The organism is Aeromonas sp. NJAU223, assembly GCF_051125555.1.
Classification (GTDB): Bacteria; Pseudomonadota; Gammaproteobacteria; order Enterobacterales; family Aeromonadaceae; genus Aeromonas; species Aeromonas veronii_G.
Window position 1 is genome coordinate 594,422 of record NZ_CP144204.1, and the last position, 18,938, is coordinate 613,359.

At 64.9% G+C, this 18,938-nt stretch carries 19 protein-coding genes; 13 read left to right on the top strand and 6 right to left on the bottom strand.

Features of this window, described 5'->3' with window-relative positions:
• Positions 1-11 precede the first annotated feature (11 nt).
• The 6 genes from exeI (at position 12) to exeN (ending at position 4,656) form a co-directional block, all read left to right on the top strand.
• Positions 12-365 (top strand): GspI family T2SS minor pseudopilin variant ExeI, encoded by a 354-nt coding sequence (gene exeI, locus VZC39_RS02870; protein ID WP_434668309.1) that lies wholly within the window; start codon positions 12-14, stop codon positions 363-365.
• A gap of 164 nt (positions 366-529) precedes the next feature.
• Positions 530-1,117: a GspJ family T2SS minor pseudopilin variant ExeJ gene (gene exeJ, locus VZC39_RS02875; RefSeq protein WP_349922350.1), complete on the top strand. Its 588-nt coding sequence runs from the start codon at positions 530-532 to the stop codon at positions 1,115-1,117.
• Positions 1,107-2,117 carry a GspK family T2SS minor pseudopilin variant ExeK gene (gene exeK / locus VZC39_RS02880; protein ID WP_349920921.1) on the top strand — a complete coding sequence of 337 codons (1,011 nt, stop codon included), beginning with the start codon at positions 1,107-1,109 and terminating at the stop codon, positions 2,115-2,117. The genes exeJ and exeK overlap by 11 nt, the downstream gene beginning before the upstream one ends.
• 111 nt (positions 2,118-2,228) lie before the next feature.
• Complete coding sequence (gene exeL, locus VZC39_RS02885; protein ID WP_434665514.1) at positions 2,229-3,413, top strand: GspL family type II secretion system protein ExeL; 1,185 nt, start codon at positions 2,229-2,231, stop codon at positions 3,411-3,413.
• A complete protein-coding gene (gene exeM / locus VZC39_RS02890) occupies positions 3,410-3,901 on the top strand; it encodes a GspM family type II secretion system protein ExeM (protein ID WP_349920924.1) in 492 nt (163 codons plus the stop codon). The genes exeL and exeM overlap by 4 nt, the downstream gene beginning before the upstream one ends.
• Positions 3,898-4,656 (top strand): GspN family type II secretion system protein ExeN, encoded by a 759-nt coding sequence (gene exeN / locus VZC39_RS02895; RefSeq protein ID WP_349920926.1) that lies wholly within the window; start codon positions 3,898-3,900, stop codon positions 4,654-4,656. The genes exeM and exeN overlap by 4 nt, the downstream gene beginning before the upstream one ends.
• Positions 4,657-4,700: 44 nt before the next feature.
• Here exeN and VZC39_RS02900 read toward each other — a convergent pair whose 3' ends face one another.
• Entirely contained in the window at positions 4,701-5,534 is an 834-nt protein-coding gene (locus VZC39_RS02900; protein WP_349920927.1) for a helix-turn-helix transcriptional regulator, read from the bottom strand.
• Positions 5,535-5,675: 141 nt separating this feature from the next.
• On the opposite strand from VZC39_RS02900, the gene tyrS reads away from it, so the two are divergent.
• Complete coding sequence (gene tyrS, locus VZC39_RS02905) at positions 5,676-6,941, top strand: tyrosine--tRNA ligase (RefSeq protein WP_434665517.1); 1,266 nt, start codon at positions 5,676-5,678, stop codon at positions 6,939-6,941.
• 310 nt (positions 6,942-7,251) lie between these two features.
• Here the strand turns inward: tyrS and VZC39_RS02910 are convergent, their stop codons facing one another.
• On the bottom strand, positions 7,252-8,184 hold the full coding sequence (locus VZC39_RS02910) for a LysR family transcriptional regulator (protein ID WP_349920929.1): 933 nt from the start codon (positions 8,182-8,184) through the stop codon (positions 7,252-7,254).
• Between the two features lie 115 nt (positions 8,185-8,299).
• Between VZC39_RS02910 and VZC39_RS02915 the strand changes: the two genes are divergently transcribed.
• Positions 8,300-9,403 carry an NADH:flavin oxidoreductase gene (locus VZC39_RS02915; RefSeq protein ID WP_434665520.1) on the top strand — a complete coding sequence of 368 codons (1,104 nt, stop codon included), beginning with the start codon at positions 8,300-8,302 and terminating at the stop codon, positions 9,401-9,403.
• A gap of 28 nt (positions 9,404-9,431) precedes the next feature.
• Here VZC39_RS02915 and yrfG read toward each other — a convergent pair whose 3' ends face one another.
• Positions 9,432-10,100: a GMP/IMP nucleotidase gene (gene yrfG, locus VZC39_RS02920; protein ID WP_434665523.1), complete on the bottom strand. Its 669-nt coding sequence runs from the start codon at positions 10,098-10,100 to the stop codon at positions 9,432-9,434.
• 156 nt (positions 10,101-10,256) lie between these two features.
• On the opposite strand from yrfG, the gene nudE reads away from it, so the two are divergent.
• From nudE to VZC39_RS02935, 3 genes are all read left to right on the top strand, one after another.
• A complete protein-coding gene (gene nudE / locus VZC39_RS02925) occupies positions 10,257-10,874 on the top strand; it encodes an ADP compounds hydrolase NudE (protein WP_434665525.1) in 618 nt (205 codons plus the stop codon).
• 31 nt (positions 10,875-10,905) lie between these two features.
• The gene (gene cysQ / locus VZC39_RS02930; protein WP_434665528.1) at positions 10,906-11,718 is read left to right on the top strand and encodes a 3'(2'),5'-bisphosphate nucleotidase CysQ; all 813 of its coding nucleotides are present in this window, start codon (positions 10,906-10,908) and stop codon (positions 11,716-11,718) included.
• A 413-nt stretch (positions 11,719-12,131) separates the two neighbouring features.
• Positions 12,132-13,400, top strand: a complete 1,269-nt coding sequence (locus VZC39_RS02935; RefSeq protein WP_434665530.1) for an aromatic amino acid transport family protein — start codon at positions 12,132-12,134, stop codon at positions 13,398-13,400.
• A gap of 104 nt (positions 13,401-13,504) precedes the next feature.
• Here the strand turns inward: VZC39_RS02935 and VZC39_RS02940 are convergent, their stop codons facing one another.
• From VZC39_RS02940 to metJ, 3 genes are all read right to left on the bottom strand, one after another.
• Positions 13,505-13,843, bottom strand: coding sequence for a tRNA-binding protein (locus tag VZC39_RS02940; protein WP_434665533.1), 339 nt, complete (start codon positions 13,841-13,843; stop codon positions 13,505-13,507).
• An 83-nt stretch (positions 13,844-13,926) separates the two neighbouring features.
• Positions 13,927-14,670, bottom strand: coding sequence for a helix-turn-helix domain-containing protein (locus tag VZC39_RS02945; RefSeq protein ID WP_434665536.1), 744 nt, complete (start codon positions 14,668-14,670; stop codon positions 13,927-13,929).
• A gap of 36 nt (positions 14,671-14,706) precedes the next feature.
• Positions 14,707-15,030: a met regulon transcriptional regulator MetJ gene (gene metJ, locus VZC39_RS02950; RefSeq protein ID WP_349920937.1), complete on the bottom strand. Its 324-nt coding sequence runs from the start codon at positions 15,028-15,030 to the stop codon at positions 14,707-14,709.
• 220 nt (positions 15,031-15,250) lie between these two features.
• Between metJ and metB the strand changes: the two genes are divergently transcribed.
• Together metB and VZC39_RS02960 are read left to right on the top strand one after the other, a co-directional pair.
• A complete protein-coding gene (gene metB, locus VZC39_RS02955) occupies positions 15,251-16,420 on the top strand; it encodes a cystathionine gamma-synthase (RefSeq protein WP_434665539.1) in 1,170 nt (389 codons plus the stop codon).
• Positions 16,421-18,874, top strand: coding sequence for a bifunctional aspartate kinase/homoserine dehydrogenase II (locus tag VZC39_RS02960; RefSeq protein ID WP_349920939.1), 2,454 nt, complete (start codon positions 16,421-16,423; stop codon positions 18,872-18,874).
• The last annotated feature ends 64 nt before the right edge of the window (positions 18,875-18,938 follow it).

Here is an 18,938-nt window from a genome sequence, read left to right on the forward strand (position 1 = left end):
AGGCTCCCAGGATGCGCGGCATGACGTTGCTGGAGGTCATGGTGGCGCTGGCGGTATTTGCCATCGCCGGCCTCGCCGTGATGAAGACCGCCAGCGAGCATCTCTCCGGTCTCAACTATCTGGAAGAGAAGACCCTGGCGACCTGGGTGGTGGAAAACCAGCTGGTGCAGCAGAAGCTCGAAGCCAAGTGGCCCGGCGACAGCTGGGTGGAAGGGGACGAGGAGCTGGCCGGTCAGACTTGGTACTGGCGCTATCGCGGCGTCGCCACCAGCGATGCCAACTTCAAGGCGCTGGACATGGAGGTGCGCACCGCGCCCAAGGCCGAGAGCCCGGTGGCCACGATCAGGACCTATATCAGCCGATGAGCGGGACCCAACGAATCCAGAGGTGCTCGAGCCAGGATCGGCGAAGGATGCCCCCCGTGATCCACTCCCGCCACGGCGGTGTTACCCGGCGGGAGGCGTCGACGGTGCCATCGGCCAGAGGGCGCCGCGCGGTTTTGAGGGCGCGCGGCTTCACCTTGCTGGAGATGCTGGTGGCCATCGCCATCTTCGCCACGCTGAGCCTTGGCGCCTATCAGGTGTTGCAGGGGGTGCTCACCAGCGACGAGGTGGCGAAGAAGAAAGAGACGCGGCTTGCGGAGCTGCAGCTGGCCTTCAGCCTGCTGGAGCGGGACGTCAGCCAGATGGTGCCCCGCAGCGGGCGCATCGACGGGGAAAACAACAAGGTGCTGCTGGCGGCGTCCCGCTTTGGCCAGCAGAGCGATGACTGGGGCATGGCCTTCATCCACGGCGGCTGGCTCAATCCGGATGGCATACTGCCACGCTCCGGTTTGCAACGGGTGGGCTGGCGTCTCAAGGATCAGACCCTGGAGCGGCTGAGCTACCTCTACCCGGATCCCGTGATAGGCACCGAGCCGCGCATCCAGCCCGTGCTCAAGGGGGTGACGGCGCTGCGCCTCTACTTCTACGACAAGGGGATGTGGAAGGAGGAGTGGACCCAGCGAGACCTGCTGCCCCATGGGCTGGCGGTGGAGCTGGATCTGGAGGATTACGGCACCATTCGCAGACAGTTCCTCATCGGAGCCGGTGGTCAGAGGGCTGAGAATGGCAACTAAGCGTCGCGCTTCGCCCACTCGCCAGGGGGGCATGGCCCTGCTGGTGGTGCTGCTTATCCTGTCGGTGATGGTGATCATCGCCAGCAACATGAGCGGCCGCTTGCAGCTGGAATTGCGTCGCACCAGCAACCTCACCATCGGCAAGCAGGCCTGGTGGTACGCCATGTCGGCGGAGGCCCTGGTGATCAAGGTGCTCAACCAGGACTTCAAGGACGATCCCGATGTGGTGAACCTGGGGCAGAACTGGGCGCGTGAGGACGGGGTCTTCCCGGTGGATGATGGCACCCTGGCCGGCCGGGTACGGGATCTGCAGTCCTGCTTCAACCTCAACAGCCTGAGTGTGGCGAAGAAAGAGGGTGAAGACGGGGACAACCTGGAGTCTCAGCCCTATGCGGTGAAGGCGTTCCGCGCCCTGCTGGAGGCGCTGGAGGTCGAGGAATATGAGGCGGTGCAGCTGACCGATGCCATCCGGGACTGGACCGACAAGGATACCCAGCTGGTGTCGAGCTACGGGGCCGAAGATGCCTACTACGAGGGGCTCCAGCCCCCTTATCTGGTGGCCAACCAGTGGATGCTGGGCACGGATGAGTTGCGGGCGGTGCGGGGCATGACGGGGGCGCTCTATGCAAGGCTGGCCCCCTATGTCTGCACCCTGCCCAACGACAAGCTGGTGGTGAACATCAACACCATCAAGCCCGAGCGGGCGGCCCTGCTGGTGGGCCTCTATCAGGGCAAGATTGGGCTGGACGATGCCAAGCAGGTGTTGACCAGCCGACCCAAGAAGGGCTGGAAAGAGAAGAAGGCCATGACGGATCAGTTGCCGGTGCAGCCGGGTGCCGTCAGCGGTCTCGACGCTGCCCTGGACATCAAGAGCAGCTACTTCGAAGCCAGCCTGCTGGCCGAGGTGGGGGACGCGCGGGCCCGGCTCAAGACGGTGTTCCAGCGCGGCAAGGACAACAAGCTGGTCATGTTGCGACGTCTGAGCGACGGCGCAGAATAACCGGGACGGGCGACCACTGGCGTCGTCCGTCCCGACCCCGTATCGATACCGCAGCCCAGGCTGCGTTCCCGCCCATCGACGACGATGGCGGGCATGGCAGGAGAACGATTAGTGAGCGAGAGTCTGGTCATCCGTCTGGGGACCAATGCGCAGCAGCCGGTACACTGGCTGGTGTGGTCGACACAGGAGCAGGAGATCATTGCCTCCGGCACCCTGGCCTCGGCCCATGCCCTCGGCGAGTTGCAGGAGCGTGCCGGTGGCCGCCCCGTGGTAACCCTGGTGCCCGGCAGCGATCTCATCTTCCGGCGGGTCAGCCTGCCGGGCAAATACAACCGCCAGAGTGCGGCGGCGCTGCCCTATCTGCTGGAGGAACAGATCGCCTCCGATGTGGACGCCCTGCACCTGGTGGTGCTCGGCCATCAGGGCAACGAGGTGGATCTGATGGCGGTGGACAAGGCCAAGATGCAGGCCTGGCTCGGCTGGCTGCAACAGGCAGGACTCAAGACCCTGCAACTGCTGCCGGACGTGCTGACCCTGCCGCTGGCCACCGAGGGCTGGTCCGCCCTGCAACTGGGGGAGGAGTGGCTGCTGCGCCAGGGGTCTCGTCAGGGCATAGTGGCGGAGGAGCCCCTGTTGGCCATGTTGCTGGCCACCCAGGCTGAGCCCGTGACCATCCACAGCCACACGCCGCCACCGGCCATGGCCGGTGCCAACTGGCTGCCGGCGGATCCCGAACTGCCCATGCTGCTGCTGGCCAAGGGGGCCCTTGGCTGCCAGGCGAACCTGCTGCAGGGGAAGTACCGTCCCCAGACCGAATACGCCCGTCACTGGTTGCAGTGGCGCAAGGTGGCCGTGGTGGCCGGTTTGCTGCTGCTGGTGGCCCTGACCCAGCGTGGCGTACACCTGTATCAGCTGGCGGAGCAGGACAAGGCGCTCAAGGCCGAGATCCGGCAGGTCTATACCCGGATCTTCCCGGGGGAGAGCCGGATCGTCAACGTGCGCAGCCAGATGACCCAGCACCTCAAGCTGCTGGGACAGGCGCCCCAGGACGGGGTCCTGCTGCTGTTGACCGAGCTGGCCCCGGTGTTTGCCGAGGTGCCCGGTCTCAAGCCCGAAGTCATGCGTTTCGATGCGGCCAGGGGCGAGCTCAGGCTGCAGGTCACCGCACCCGGTTTCACCGAGATAGAGCGTTTTCGCGAGCTGGCGGGCAAGCGCTTCGAGGTGCAGCAGGGAGAGGTGCGCAGCACCGAAGGCAAGGTCGAAGGGGCACTGGTGCTCAAGGGTAAATCATCATGATGGACAAACTGCAAGGCTGGTGGCGTGGCATCAGCACCCGTGAACAGCGGCTGGTGGCGGTGGGGGGCGGCATCTTGCTGATCGGGCTCTGTTACTGGGCCATCTGGCAACCCGTGGCCAACCGCATCGCCGAGCGCGAGCGGCAGGTGATCAACCAGCAGCAGACCCTGGCCTGGCTCAAGGAGAAGGGTCAGGAGGTGCTGGCGATGCAGGGTAGCCAGGGTCGTCAGATAGACACCAGCGGCACCCTGGACGGGGTGGTGAACCGCACCGCCTTCAACCAGAAGATCAAGATCGCTCGCCTGCAGCCACAAGGGCAGGAGTTGCAGGTGTGGATCGACACCGTGCCTTTTGACGATCTGCTGCTCTGGCTCGCGACCCTGTCGGATCAGCACGGGGTCCAGGTGCAGATCATCGAGGTGGCGCGGGAGAATCTGGCGCCGGGTCTGGTCAAGGTGAGACGTTTACAGTTGAGTCGTCCCGAATGAAGCATAGAGTTCTAATCCCAGTCATTTTTTTGGTGACTTATCTCGTCTTTTTACTGGTGCAACTGCCCGCTACCCTGGTGGTCCGTTACCTGCCTCTGCCCGCCAACCTGGTGCGGCTGGAGGGGGTGAGCGGCACCCTCTGGAGCGGCCAGATAGCCAGGCTGCAATACGCCAGTGAATCCCTGACCCAGTTGCGCTGGGACCTCAACGGCTGGTCCTTGTTGCGATTCGCCCCCGAGGTTTCGGTGCGCTTCGGGGACAGGGCCGGTTTCAACGGTCAGGGGATCGTCGGCTGGAATGGCGCCGCTTTTGGCCGCGACATAACCCTCAACGCGCCGGCCCCCTGGCTGCTGGAACGGCTGCCCATGCGGCTGCCCTTCCCGTTGACGGCGGCGGGCCAGTTGCAGCTCAAGGTGGATCAGTTTGCCCAGGGCAACCCCTGGTGCGAACAGCTCTATGGCAATCTCTACTGGTATGGGGCCGAGGCCGACACCCCGGCGGGCAAGCTGGCGCTGGGGGATCCCGAGGCCAAGCTGACCTGCCTGGATTCGCACTTGGTGGCCGAGCTCAAGCAGGGGTCGGAGGCGGTCCAGGTGATGGGCAAGCTGGAGCTGCAGGCCAATCGCCAGTACCTGTTCCAGGGCAGTCTCAAGCCGGGGCCTGAGCTGCCGGATCAGATGAAACAGGGGCTGCCCTTCCTCGGCCAGCCCGATGGTCAGGGGCGCTTCCCCCTGCGCTACCAGGGCAGGATCTGACTCTTTGCTCGATGCAGAACACCCCGCCACGGCGGGGTGTTCTGTTATGGGGGGGAAGAGGCGTCGGTATCCGGTGTCGGGGTCGTGATCAGGTGATTGAGGAAGTAACCGAACAGCTCCGCCTGTGAGCCGATGCGCAGCTTGCCGTAGAGGTGCTTGCGGTGATTCTTCACCGTGCCGCTGCCTATCCCGAGCGTGGCGGCGATGGCCTCGGCATCCTGGCCCTGCAGCAGCAGTTCGGCCACCTGCCGCTCCCGCCGGGTCAGCAGCTCGGCTCCCAGACTCTGCATCCCCTCATCGATCACCTGCCTGAGGCGGGCCCCGTCCAGCCTGGCACCATCGTCCTTGGTGGCGTCCTGTGCCAGCAAGGGGGCAGCTTGCCGCCAGTGCTGGCGACAGAGGGCATGCAGCAGGGGGAAGAGCTCGTTCAGCCTGGCCCGCTCCCCGGTACTCAGCGCCCGGCGCTTGGCGAGCCGGCCGAGAAACAGCACCAGGGTGAGATTGGGACGGATGGGCATGATCAGCCCCACCTCCTCCTGCCAGCCGGTCGCCTCGTAGAAGCGCTGGCGATAGTCGGGATCCAGCGGGCCACGGGTGACCTCGGCCAGGGTCCAGACCCCGGCGCCGAGCCCGTTTTCCAGTGCCTGCATGAAGGGATCCTGGCCGAAGTGGCCGGCGAGGTAGCGATCGAACAGCAGTGCCCGCTGATGGCTCAGGTTGTCGTAGAGGTAGACGGGCCGCCTGCCCACCCCGAGCAACAGGGCGCAGTCGAATGCCACTCTCTGCTGGATGAGACGCACCAGGGCGGCCGGAAAGGCCGGGCCATGAAGGGACTCGACAGTCTGGGTCAGGGCGAGGGTATGGGCGGCGCTGTTCATCTGAGGGCGGGATCTCTGCAGGGGCTGGGCCCGATAGGCCCCATGCTAGCATGGCAGTGATAAAACTGTCCCCAGAGGGACATATCCGCGGGACGACGGCGGAGGGAGGATAGGGGCTTTTCCTCTGCCGCTGGAGCACCCATGACAGACCCCCACCTGCTCGATGATCTGATGGCCCGCGGGCTCATCGCCCAAAATTCCGATCCCGAGGCCCTGGCCGCTCACCTGGCAACGCCGCGCACTCTCTATTGCGGCTTCGATCCCACCGCCGGCAGCCTGCACATCGGCCATCTGGTACCGCTCCTGATGCTACGCCGCTTCCAGCTCGCCGGTCACAGGCCGGTGGCCCTGGTGGGGGGGGCCACCGGCCTCATCGGGGATCCCAGCTTCAAGGCGACCGAGCGCACCCTCAACAGCGGTGAAACCGTGCAGGGCTGGGTCGCCAGTCTGTCGGCCCAGATAGCCGCTCTGCTGCCGGCCAGTGACGGCTTGGCGGCGCCGCAACTGGTCAACAACGCCGACTGGATGGGGCAGATGTCGGCCCTGGATTTCTTGCGGGATGTGGGCAAGCACTTTTCGGTGAACGCCATGCTGGCAAGGGAGTCGGTACGCCAGCGCCTCGCCCGCCCGGATCAGGGCATCTCCTTCACCGAGTTTGCCTACGCCCTGCTGCAATCCCAGGACTTCGCCGTGCTGCACGAGCGGCTCGGCTGCACCCTGCAGATAGGCGGCAACGATCAGTGGGGTAACATCACCAGCGGCATGGATCTCACCCGCCGCCTGCACCGGGCCCAGGTGTTTGGCATGACTCTGCCCCTCATCACCAAGGCCGATGGCACCAAGTTCGGCAAGACGGAAGGGGGGGCCATCTGGCTGGATCCGGCGCTCACTTCCCCTTACGCCTTCTACCAGTTCTGGCTCGGCACCGCGGATGAGGATGTGTACCGCTTCCTGCGCTACTACAGCTTTATGCCGTTCTCAGCCATCGCGGCGCTGGAGGCGGAGGATGCGGGGCGTCAGGGTCGCAAGCGGGCACCTCAGGTGCTGGCGGACGAGCTGACCGCCCTGGTGCACGGTGAGGCCGCGCTCGCGCAGGCACAGGTCATCAGCGAATTGCTGTTCAGCGGTCGGGTGGCAGAACTGGGCGAGGCGCAACTTGCACAACTCGCCGCCGGTGGCCTGCCGACCACGATCCGGCAGCCCGGAGACGATCTGGTGGCGCTGCTGGTGACGAGCGGACTCGCCGGTTCCCGGCGGATCGCCCGCGAACTGCTGGCAGCCGGTGCCATCAGCCTCAACGGCCGGCTGGCCGAGGGGGCGGAACTCGCCGAGACCGACTGGCGTTTTGGCCGCTACCTGCTGCTGCGCCGGGGCAAGAAGCAGTACCACCTGGCACTGCAATCCTGATGCTGGATTCCCCATGTCCGGCCTGCTCGCGGAGCACGTTGTCCAGGGTGTGCGTGACGAGGGCCGGGCAGGCGCGACGCCCGGTCAATGCGTCAGGAGGCTGATTGTTCCGGTGATGCCGAAGGCCCGCCGAGTTCGCGGATCACGTAGTCGAGGGCGCGTGTGACGAGGGCCGGGTAGGCGCGACGCCCGGTCAATGCCTCAGGAGGCTGATTGTTCCGGTGATGCCGAGGGCCCGCCGAGTTCGCGGATCACGTAATCGAGGGCGCGTGTGACGAGGGCCGGGTAGGCGCGACGCCCGGTCAAAGCGTCAGGAGGCTGATTGTTCCGGTGATGCCGAAGGCCCGCCGAGTTCGCGGATCACGTAGTCGAGGAAGTGGGTGATGAGCGCCGAGTCCGCCCGCCGCTGGGTATAGAGGGCGTAGAAGTGCGCACCCTTGGGCCGATAGGCGGGCAGCACCTCGCACACAGTGCCTGCCGCCAGATCCTCGGCCACCAGATAGCGGGGCAGGCGGGCGATGCCGAATCCCTGGCACATCGCCATCTGGATCGACTTCTTGCTGCTGAAGGCGAGCTCACCCGTCACCTCGAGGGGAATTTCTCGACCCTGGTGGAGCAAGGGCCAGGTGTCGTGGCGGGCATAATCCTGGCTGCGGGTGATGAGGCTGTGGCGCAGCAGATCCTGGGGCTGCGTGAGGGGCGGATGCGCGGCCAGGTAGGCCTCGCTCGCGCAGAGCACCAGATCGTCAGGGGCGATGGGGCGCGCCAGATAGGGTTCACTGTGCAATATCGTGCTGCGAAAGGCGACGTGCAGGTTGTCCCGCAGCAGATCGGCGACCTCGTTGGAGAAGTCGGCGATGATCCGCACCTCGGGGTGACTGGCGCGAAACCGTAGCAACACCGGGGCCAGCACCACCTCCCCCCAGAGATCCGGCGCCGTGATCCTGAGCTCACCGCAGAGGCTATGGCGACGCCGTTGCAAACCGTCGAGCAGTTCTTCGTGCAGGGCTATCATCTGGTCGGCCTGCTGGCAGGCCAGCTTGCCTGCATCCGTCAGTTGCACCCGGCGGGTGGTGCGGCTGAGCAGCACGGCCCCCAGATTCTGTTCAAGGTGGCGCAGATCCTTGGAGGCCTTGCTCGGGGTGATGCCGAGGTGGCTGGCGGCCGCGGCGAAGGAGCCGAAGCGGGCGATGGCGAGCAGCAGCCGCATCAGGTAGAGGGTATCGAGTTTGTGGTTGTCCATGGGGTTCTTTATTGCGTCCTGTTGGGAATGAGTGTCTTTCTTTCAGGTCTGATTATGTCTTGTCGGGCTGGGATTATAGTGGCGTCAACGAGGCACAGATGCCAGGAGAAAGACCATGATCCCGATGTTGAATGACGAGTTCCACTTTGTGCGGGCCGGGCTGCGGCTCAAGAATCGCGCCGTACTGGCCCCGTTGACCCACAACATGAGCGAGGAGAACGGGGATCCCGGCCGGGCCGAGCTCGACTGGCTGGCCCGCTGCGCCGAGGGGGGCTTTGGTCTGCTCATCGGCGCCGCCACCCAGGTACAGGCTGGGGGGCGCTGCTGGCCCGGCCAACCGGCCCTGATGACGGATGCCCAGCAATCGGCCTTTGCAAAGCTGACGCAGAGCGCCGAGGAAAACGGCGCCCTGGCGCTGATCCAGCTTCACCACGGCGGGGTCCGCGCCCAGCCCGAGCTGAACGGCACGGCCCCGGTGGGCCCCGGCGCCATTCCCCCGGGGGGACGTTATCCGCTCGGAGTATCGGCACTGACGGGGCCGCAGATCCTGCAACTGATCGACGCCTTCGTACTGGCCGCCGAGCGTGCCCATGGCGCCGGTCTGCACGGCATTGAGCTGCACGCCGCCCATAACTTCCTGCTCTGCAACTTCCTCAATCCCCTGCTGAACCGGCGGGAAGATGGCTGGGGAGGGAGTCTGGCCGGGCGGGCACGCATGCTGCTGGCCATAGTACGGGGCATCCGGGAGCGTCTGCCGAGAAGCTTCCTCATCGGGGTGCGGCTCTCGCCGGAGAGTTATGCCCACATAGAGGGCATCCAGCTCGCCAACCAGCTGGCGCTGGTCGAGTTGCTGGTGGAGGAGGATGTCGACTACCTGCACTTCTCCATGGGGGACAGCTTCAAGGCGGCGAGCGAGGATCCCGCCGGGGGTTCCCTGCTGGCCGCAGTGCGCGCCGGAGTCGCGGGGCGGGTGCCCCTCATGGTGGCGGGCAAGATCCGGGATGCCGAGTCTGCCAAGCAGGCCCTGGCGGGCGGGGCGGATCTGGTGGCCATCGGGTCGGCGGCCATCGGCAATCCGGACTGGCCGAAAAGGGTGAACTTAGACCTTCCCCTGGATCAACCCCCTTTCGAGACAGCCCGGCTGACGATGTCCGGCTTCACCCCCCGGGCCCAGGATTACCTTCGCAGCTTTCCCGGTCTGGTCGCCCAAGCCTCTTGAGGTGAAGGCCGGACGCCCGGCGAGAGGGTCAGGCCGTGAGGGGCAGCAGGTCGGCGTAATCCTTGAGAGCCGGGAAGCGCTGGAACCGCAGGGGCGGCATGGCGCTGTCGGGCTGGTGGATGCCGAGCTGATGGGCCACGCCGTAGTCGGCGGAGGCCGTCAGGATCCGCTCGCTGTCGTCGATGAAGAGGGTGCGGGCGGGATCGAAGGGCAGGCGTTCGGCCAGCGCCTGCCAGCAGTGCTGGCTCTCCTTCGACCAGCCGAGCTCGTGGGTGCTGACGATCTCGTCGAGATGCTCATCGAGCCCAAGCCGTTCGATCTTGACCGCCAGGCTGGCGGGATGGGCGTTGGTGAAGAGAACCCGGCGCTTGCCGGCGGCCTTGAGGGCGGCGAGAAACGCGACGGCATTGGGGCGCCACTGGATCTTCCCCAGGATTTCCTGCTTCATCCCCCGGATGTCGAGCCCCAGTGTCTGGCTCCAGTAGTCCACGCAGTACCAGTCGAGGGTCCCCGCCACCGCCTCGTAGTGGGCGTCGATGCGCCGCTTCGCCTCGTCCAATGCGAGATGGTGACGCTCGGCATAGCGCGCCGGCACCAGGGTCTGCCACAGGTGGCTGTCAAACTGCAGGTCGATCAGGGTGCCATCCATGTCGAGCAAAACGGTATCAATCTGGTGCCAGGGGAGGGAAGCGGGCATGCATCATCCTTTCGTATCGCGTAGCGAGGGAGAGTGAGGTGGAAAGGGCGGGATTATAACGGATTTTTCAGACACCTTTAGCACACTTGCCCCGTGGTGTTCGTTCGGTGAGTCGTTTACTCTTGAAGCACGATTTTTGATGAGCAGCCAGCCCCGATGAGTGACAGTCACAAGTGCAACCCCGTACACCTCAGTGTCGATGCCCTGGCACAGGACAAGGTCAAACCGACGATCCTCAAGGCCGAGATCGTGGCCGAGAGCCGGTTGTTCAAGGTGGAATCCCTGCACCTCCAGTTTTCCAACGGGGAGGAGCGGGTCTACGAGCGGATGCGTGGCGGCAACCGGGGGGCCGTCATGGTGGTGCCCCTGCTCGATGCGCATACCCTGCTGCTGGTGCGGGAATACGCGGCGGGCACCCACTCCTATGAACTGGGCTTCCCCAAGGGGCTGATCGATCCCGGCGAGAACGCCTTCGAGGCGGGCAACCGGGAGCTGATGGAAGAAGCGGGCTTCGGGGCCCGGGATCTGGTGTCCCTCAAGCAGGTCTCCCTCGCCCCCGGTTACTTCTCCAGCCGGATGGACATCCTGCTGGCACGGGAGCTCTACCCCGAGCTGCGCGTCGGCGACGAGCCGGAGCCCCTCGAGGTGATCCCCTGGCCCCTCGATCAGATCGATGAATTGTTGGCGCGACCCGACTTTACCGAGTCGCGCAGCATCAGCGCCCTGCTGCTGGCCCGCAAGTGGCTGGCAGAGCAGGGAAACGAGCGCCCCTGAGGCGCAGAGTTTGGAAAGTAGAGGTAGCGAGATGCAGGAGCTGTTGTCCTGGGTGCCTGGGGTCAAGGAGATTGCCCGCGAAGCAGGCAGGATCCTTCACGAAATCTATCACGGCGGTCAATTCGAGCGTCAGCTGAAGGAGGATGCGACCCCGGTCACCAGTGCCGACCTTGCTGCCGATGCCTACCTCAAGGAAGCGCTGTCGGCGCTGACTCCCCATATCCCCGTGCTGACCGAAGAAGCAGCCGACGTTCCCTTCAGCCTGCGGGCCGCCTGGCGGCAATACTGGCTGGTGGACCCTTTGGACGGCACCGGCGAGTTCATCGCCGGCAGCGGTGACTTCGCCACCCTGATCGCCCTGGTGCGGGACAACGTGCCCGTGCTCGGGGTCATCTATGCCCCCGAATCCGACGTGCTCTATTGGGCGGTGCGTGGCCATGGCGCCTTCAAGGAGGCGGGGGGGCAGGTCTATCCCATCAGCGCCATGCACCACGAACACGATCAGCCGGATGCCCTGGTGGTGGCCATCAGCCGTCGCCAGAAGCTGGAGCGACTGACCCGCCGTCTCAACCCGGCTATCAATTACGAGCTGATCCCGCTCGGCTCCAGTTCGCTCAAGTCCTGCCTGGTGGCGGAGGGAGCCGCCGACTGCTATGTGCGCCTCGGCCCCACCGGTGAGTGGGACACCGCCGCCGCCCAGTGCATCGTCGAGGCGGCCGGGGGACGCATCCTCAGCCTGGCGCTGCAGCCTCTCAGTTATAACGAGACGGAGTCGCTGGAGAACCCGGACTTCATCGTGATGGGGGATCCGGATCTCGCCTGGGGCAAGATCCTGGTCAGCTGAGGGGGCGGGATCCCGCTGCCGACATCGCAAAGGGCGACCTCAGGGTCGCCCTTTGCGTTAGCGCAATCATCTGCCTTCATGCACGTTAAGCAGGGATATGCGCTAGCCATTGGCGTGAATGGCAGTGGATCGTCACAACAAGCCATGATTGTCTGGTCTGTCATTTCATGTAATCCTGCAATCCACTAATCTGTCAAAGTAAAAAATCAAATCTATCGATAATTTTGGTTTTATATATCGCCAAACTAGTCTGTTTCGGTATTTTTTGAACATCAAGGCCACTTCCCCCTTCCCAATCACACTGGCTAGATCCCGCTTTGGTAGTGAGATCTGCCAGTCACCTTTTTTGAGAATTAAATTCTGAAAGAGCACAATCGTTGTAGTTTTAAATACTGACAATAAGTGAAATATCGATGAGTTTATCTGCAGAGGTCACCGCGGAGCTGTCCGGTTCCCAAGCTGTCGTCGCCCACACCGGCTGGCGCCGTCACGATACCCACTGGGTCATCAGCCTGTTTGGCACCGCGGTCGGTGCCGGCATCCTGTTCCTGCCCATCAATCTGGGGCTCGGCGGGATCTGGCCCCTGGTCATCGTCGCCGTGCTGGCCGGTCCCATGACCTTCCTGGCCCACCGTGGGCTGGCGCGCTTCGTGCTCTCCTCCTCCCGCCCCCAGGCGGATTTCACCGAGGTGGCGGAGGAGCATTTCGGCAAGATGGCCGGTCGGCTCATCTCCATGCTCTATTTCCTCTCCATCTTCCCGATCCTGCTCATCTACGGCGTCGGGCTGACCAACACGGTGGAGAGCTTCATGGTGAATCAGCTCGGCATGCTTACCCCAAACCGGGTGATGCTCTCCGGTGTGCTGGTGTTCGCCATGATCGCCGTGATGCTGGCCGGTGAGAAGGCCATGCTGCGGGCCTTCGCCTTCATGGTTTATCCGCTGGCGGCCATTCTGGCGGCACTCTCTTTCTACCTCATTCCCCAGTGGCACTGGCCACAGATGGTGGCATTTGAAGGGGGGAGCTTTCTCAACACCGTCTGGCTGGCGCTGCCGGTGACGGTATTTGCCTTCAGCCATGCGGCCGCCATCTCGGGTTTTGCCAACGTACAGCGCCGGGAATACGGCGAGCAGGCGGAGGCCAAGAGCGGCCTCATCCTGCGCAACACCACCGTCATGCTGGTGGGCTTCGTGCTGTTCTTCGTCTTCTCCTGCGTGCTGAGCCTCTCCCCGGCCCAGCTGGCCGAGGCCAAGGCCCAGAACGTCTCCGTGCTCTCCTATCTTGCCAACATCACCGACAACCCGGTGATCATCACCCTGGGGCCGCTCATCGCCTTCATCGCCATCAGCTCCTCCTTCCTCGGCCATTTCCTCGGGGCCCGCGAGAGCCTCAAGAGCCTGATCGCCAAGCCCACCGGCCTGTCGCTCGGGAAGGCGGACAAGGTCGGCATCGCCCTGATGTTCTTCGCCATCTGGGGGGCGGCGGTCATCAACCCCGGCATCCTCGGCCTGATGGAGACCCTCTCCGGCCCCGTCATCGCCATGATCCTGTTCATCATGCCGGTGGTGGCCATCTACAAGGTGGAGGCGCTGGCCCGTTTTCGTCAGGGCTGGGTCAACGGCTTCATCCTGCTGACCGGATCGCTCGCGGTGTCGGCGCTGCTGTTCAGCCTGCTGGGATAAGCCGACTGCAACATCCGGGTAACGGAAAACAATGGAAAGAGAGGCGACCCCGGGGTCGCCTCTCTTGTTTCGTCTGGCTGAGTGTTCTGCTCAAGGAGGGGGATTTATCCCAGCTTGGCGCCGTTTTCCACCGCCCGCTCCGGGATGGCCATCACCACGGCGCCATCCGGCCGGTAGAAACCGGTGAGCAAAAATTCCGACTGGAAGGGGCCTATCTGCTTGGTGGGGAAGTTCACCACCGCCACGATCTGGCGGCCCACCAGATCGTCCGGTTGATAGAGGTCGGTGATCTGGGCGCTGCTCTTGCGCACCCCGATCTCGGGGCCGAAATCCGCCCACACCTTGTAGGCGGGTTTGCGCGCCTCGGGGAAGGGCTCTACCCGCACCAGGGTGCCCACCCGGAGCTCCACCATCTCGAAATCCTGCCAGCTTATGGTCTGCATCTTGGCTCCTCGTTTCGCCTGCTCCATCTGCCCGCCAGCATGCCTCATGAGCCCGGCATTGTCTTCGGCGCAGAGCCGATCCGTTATGGCAACTGGCCGTTTTGCTGGCGCCAGAGGGACGGGGTCAGGCCGGTCTCGGTGAGGAAGCGTTCGGCGAAGGCCCCCTGATCCCGGTAGCCGCAGCGGTAGGCTATCTCGCCGATGGGCAGGGAAGTGTGGGCCAGCAGGTTGCGGGCCAGCGCCATGCGCCGCTGCCGGATGTAGTGGGAGACGCTCATGCCGAGCTGCTGGCGAAAGGCGTGCTTGAACTGGCTCTGACCGAGGCAGGCGAGGGCGGCGAGGCGCGCGTTGGTGAGGGGCTCGGCGAGGTGGGTCTCGATATGGCGCTGGACCCTGACGATGCGCGGGGGGATGGGGACGGCGGTGCTCTGAGGCTCCGCCAGCAGGTTCAGCCAGATCTGATCCATCCCCGCCACGTGGCGATCTTCGGCCACCATCTGGCGCAGGAAGGCAAGATAGTGGCGCTGGGCGGCATCCAGCTCGATAAAGGGGCGCTCGCCCAGGCGGCCCGGCAGCCAGGGGCTCTCCTGCACCAGGAAGGAGAGGGCAGGGTCGGCGGCGTAATCGTGACGCTCACCGGGGGCGATGACGCAGGCAAAGCCGGGGGTGAGGTGTCGACCCCGGCCCTGCACATCTATCTCGATGGGGCCGTCCAGGGGGATCACTAACTGGGCGAAGTCGTGGCTGTGGCTGCTGATATCAGACTGGTAGCGGCGCAGGCTGAAGGGACTGGCCGATGACAATGACGCGGCCAGGGGCCGCGTCATTGAGGGGGAAGTGCTCTTTGCCATCTGCTCGCAAGCTTATTCGGCGTCGAAGTCTTCGATCTCCTTGCCGAGCGCTTCCATGATGGCGCGCGCCTCGGCAGGGACGCTGTCCGGGTGATCCTTGCGCAGATCCTCGTCACCGGGCAGTGGCTGGCCGGTAAAGGCGTGCAGGAAGGCTTCACAGAGCAGCTCACTGTTGGTCGCATGACGCAGGTTGTTCACCTGGCGACGGGTGCGCTCATCGGTCAGCACCTTCAGCACCTTGAGCGGGATCGAGACGGTAATCTTCTTGACCTGTTCGCTCTTCTTGCCGTGTTCCGCGTAGGGGCTGACGTAGTCGCCGTTCCACTCTGTTCCCATGATCCACCTGTTCTCATTTGGCCGTGAGCGCGGATTTTAACCCTTAAGGAAATCAATGGCAATCCAACAGCAAAGCCATTTAGACGTCCAGAAGTGTTGACGGCTTTTTTAAGCTGGCGTACTGTGGTTCACCATGGGCCTGCGCTATGGCCGACCGAGAGGGATGACGTGGGCGACTGACCGCCAGCACGGTCCCCAGACAGATCAAATGGAGAGTGACATGACCCACAAGGCCACCCTGGCGGTACGTACCGGCATTGAGACAGATACCCAGCACGGCGCCGTGGTGCCGCCCATCTATCTCTCCAGCAACTACACCTTCGCCGATTTCGGCGAACCGCGCACCTACGATTACGCCCGCTCAGGCAACCCGACCCGCACCAACCTGGCGGACGCCCTGGCGGCCTTGGAAGGGGGCGCCGGCGCCGTGGTGACGGGTACCGGCATGGGCGCCGTTCACCTGGTGACCACGGCCCTGCTCAAGGCTGGCGACCTGCTGGTCGCCCCCCATGACTGCTACGGCGGCACCTGGCGCCTGTTCGAATACCTGGCGGCCAAGGGGCACTACAAGGTGCTGTTCGTGGATCAGGGGGATGCCGCCGCCCTGGCCGAGGCGCTGGCCCAGAAACCGGCGCTGGTGTGGGTGGAGACCCCCTCCAACCCGCTGCTGCGGGTGGTGGATGTGGCCGCCATCGCCACCGCGTCTCACGAGGTGGGGGCCAAGGTGGTGGTGGACAACACCTTCCTCTCGCCGCTGCTGCAGCAACCCCTGGCCCTCGGCGCCGACCTGGTGGTGCACTCGACCACCAAATACATCAACGGCCACTCCGACGTGGTGGGTGGGGTAGCGATCGCCAAGGAGGCCGCCCTGGCCGACTCTCTGGTGTGGTGGGCCAACTGCCTGGGGCTGACCTCGGGGGCGTTTGATTCCTACCTCACCCTGCGGGGCCTGCGCACCCTGGCGCCGCGCCTGCGCGCCCATCAGGAGAACACGGACCGGATCCTCGCCTTCCTGCAGCAGCAGCCCCTGGTGAAGACCATTTATCACCCCAGCCTGCCGAGTCACCCCGGTCACGAGATTGCGCGCCGTCAACAGTCCGGTTTCGGCGCCATGCTAAGTTTTGAACTCGATTGCAGCGAAGCAGGCCTGCGCGCCTTCCTGGATGCGCTGACCTTCTTCTCGGTGGCGGAATCCCTCGGCGGGGTGGAGAGCCTGGTGGCTCACCCCGCCAGCATGACCCACAGGGCCATGACCCCGGCGGCGCAGCAGGCGGCGGGCATCAGCGCCCAGTTGCTGCGCCTGTCGGTCGGCATAGAACACGGTGAAGACCTGGTGGCCGATCTGGCCCGGGCATTTGAACAAGCAGCATTGGCAGAGCAGGTGAAGTAAATGGAACAGCAGCAAGGAGAGGTAGCGGTGGCAGCAGAAGCAGCGTTGAAGCGGCGTCATGTGCACAAGTTCGGCGGAAGCAGCCTGGCGGATCCGGTCTGTTATCGCCGGGTGGCCAGCATCGTCGAGCAGCAGACGGGCGGTCATGAACTGGTGGTGGTTTCCGCCGCCGGCAAGACCACCAACCGGCTGATCCAGCTGGTGGAGCTGGCTGAAGCGGGGGATGAGGCCGCCGGGGAAGCCATCACCGCCCTGCACGCCTATCAGCAGAGCCTGATCGACGGCCTGCTGGAGGGCGAGCTGCAACTCTCCCTGAGCAAGCAGCTTGCCGATGATCTGCAACTGATCGCCAAGACCCTGGAGGGGCAGTTCGATCGCTTCGAGCGCAACGGCCTGCTCGCCTTCGGCGAGGTGTGGTCCGCGCGTCTGCTGGCCGCCCTGCTCAGCAGCCGTGGCGAACCGGCCATCTGGCTCGATGCCCGCAGCTTCCTGCGGGCCGAGGACGGCGCCCTGGTCAAGGTGGATACGGCGCTCTCCAGCGAACTGCTCAAGGCTCGTCTGGCGGAGCACGCCGGTCGCATCGTGGTGACCGGTTTCATCGCCGCCGACCTGGAGGGGCGCTCCCTGCTGCTCGGCCGCAACGGTTCCGACTACAGCGCCAGCCTGCTGGCAGCGCTGGCGGACGGCGAGTCCACCACCATCTGGAGTGACGTGGCCGGGGTCTACAGCGCGGATCCGCGCCGGGTGAAGGAGGCGCGCCTGCTGGAGCGTCTGAGCCTGGCCGAGGCCAACGAGCTGGCCCGTCTCGGCTCCTCCGTGCTGCATTCGCGCACCCTGCAGCCGGTGGCGGACAGCCGCCAGCGCCTCACTCTGCGCTGCAGCTACAACCCGGATGAGGGGTGCACCCACATATTGCGCCGTGCGCCGCGCTCCGGCGGGGCCCGCATCGTCTCCTCGGTGGATCAGATTGCGCTGATCGAACTGAAGGTGCTGCCCCAGACCGGCTATGACCAGACGGTGGCGGCCATCGAGGCCCATCTGGCCCGCCATCGCCTGCACCCTCTCACCCTGCAACGCCAGCCGGATCGGCGGGTGCTGCGCCTCGCCTACACCCTGGAGGTGGCCGAGGGGGCCTTCGAGGTGCTGCGGGACTTCCAGCTGCAGGGCAACTTCACCGGCCTCATCCAGAAGGAGGGCTACAGCCTGGTGGCCCTGGTGGGAGCCGGGGTGACCGACAACGCCGAACAGTGTCACCGCTTCTATCAGCTGCTGGCGGATCAGCCCCTGGAGTTCGTGCAGGTGGCCAGAGATGGGCTGAGTCTGGTGGCCGTGCTGCGCCAGGTGGTGCTGGAGCCTCTGCTCATCGCCCTGCACAGCGCCTTGTTCAGCCGCCCGACCCGGGTCGGTCTGGTGGTGTTCGGCAAGGGCAACATAGGCGGCCACTGGCTTAGCCTCTACGCCCGGGAGAAGGCGCGTCTCGAGCATGAGCTCAACCTGGCGATCACCCTCTATGGGGTCTTCGACTCCAAGGGGGGCCTGCTGGACGAGGAGGGGCTGGATCCCCTCAAGGTGCGGGACAAGTTTGATCCCAAGCCCCTCATCTGGCCCGAGCTGCTGGGCCAGCTGGAGCAGCACGGCTTCGATGCCCTGATCGCGCTGGACATGACGGCGAGCGAGACGGTGAGCCGCTACTACCCGGATTTTGCCCAGCTCGGCATCCACATCATCGCCGCCAACAAGTTTGCCGGTTCGGCGGAGAGCGAGTTCTACCAGCGCATCAAGCAGAGCTGCCGGGATCATCAGGTGCAGTGGCGTTACAACGCCACTGTCGGGGCGGGCCTGCCCATCCAGTCCAGCATCCAGATGCTGCGCCAGAGCGGCGATCGCATCCAGGGGGTCTCCGGCATCTTCTCCGGCACCCTCTCCTGGCTGTTCCAGCAGTACGACGGCAGCCGCCCCTTCTCCGAGCTGGTGGACGAGGCCTGGCAGCACGGCCTGACCGAGCCGGATCCCCGCGAGGATCTCTCCGGCCAGGATGTGCGCAGAAAGCTCTTGATCCTGGCCCGTGAGGCGGGTTTTGAACTCGACTCCGCCGACATCGAGCTGGAGAACCTGGTGCCCGTTCCCCTGCGCAAGGTGACCACGGATCAGTTCATGGACCGCCTTCAGGAGCTGGATGCCCCTATCCAGACGGCGTTTGAGGGGGCGCGCCGGGTCGGCAAGGTGCTGCGTTACGTGGCCCGCTTCGAGCACGATGGCAAGGCGCGGGTCGGGCTGGAGGCGCTGGAGCCCCATCACCCGTTTGCGAACCTGCTGCCCTGTGACAACGTGTTCGCCATCGAGAGCGACAGTTACCGCACCAATCCCCTGGTCATTCAGGGGCCGGGGGCGGGGCGCGAGGTGACGGCGGCGGCCATCCAGTACGATCTGTGGCAGATCTGCGCCAGCTTGTGACGGCCAGCAGCAATGAAGAAGAGGCGCCCAAGGGCGCCTCTTCTCGTTTCATGTCGCAAGCGTG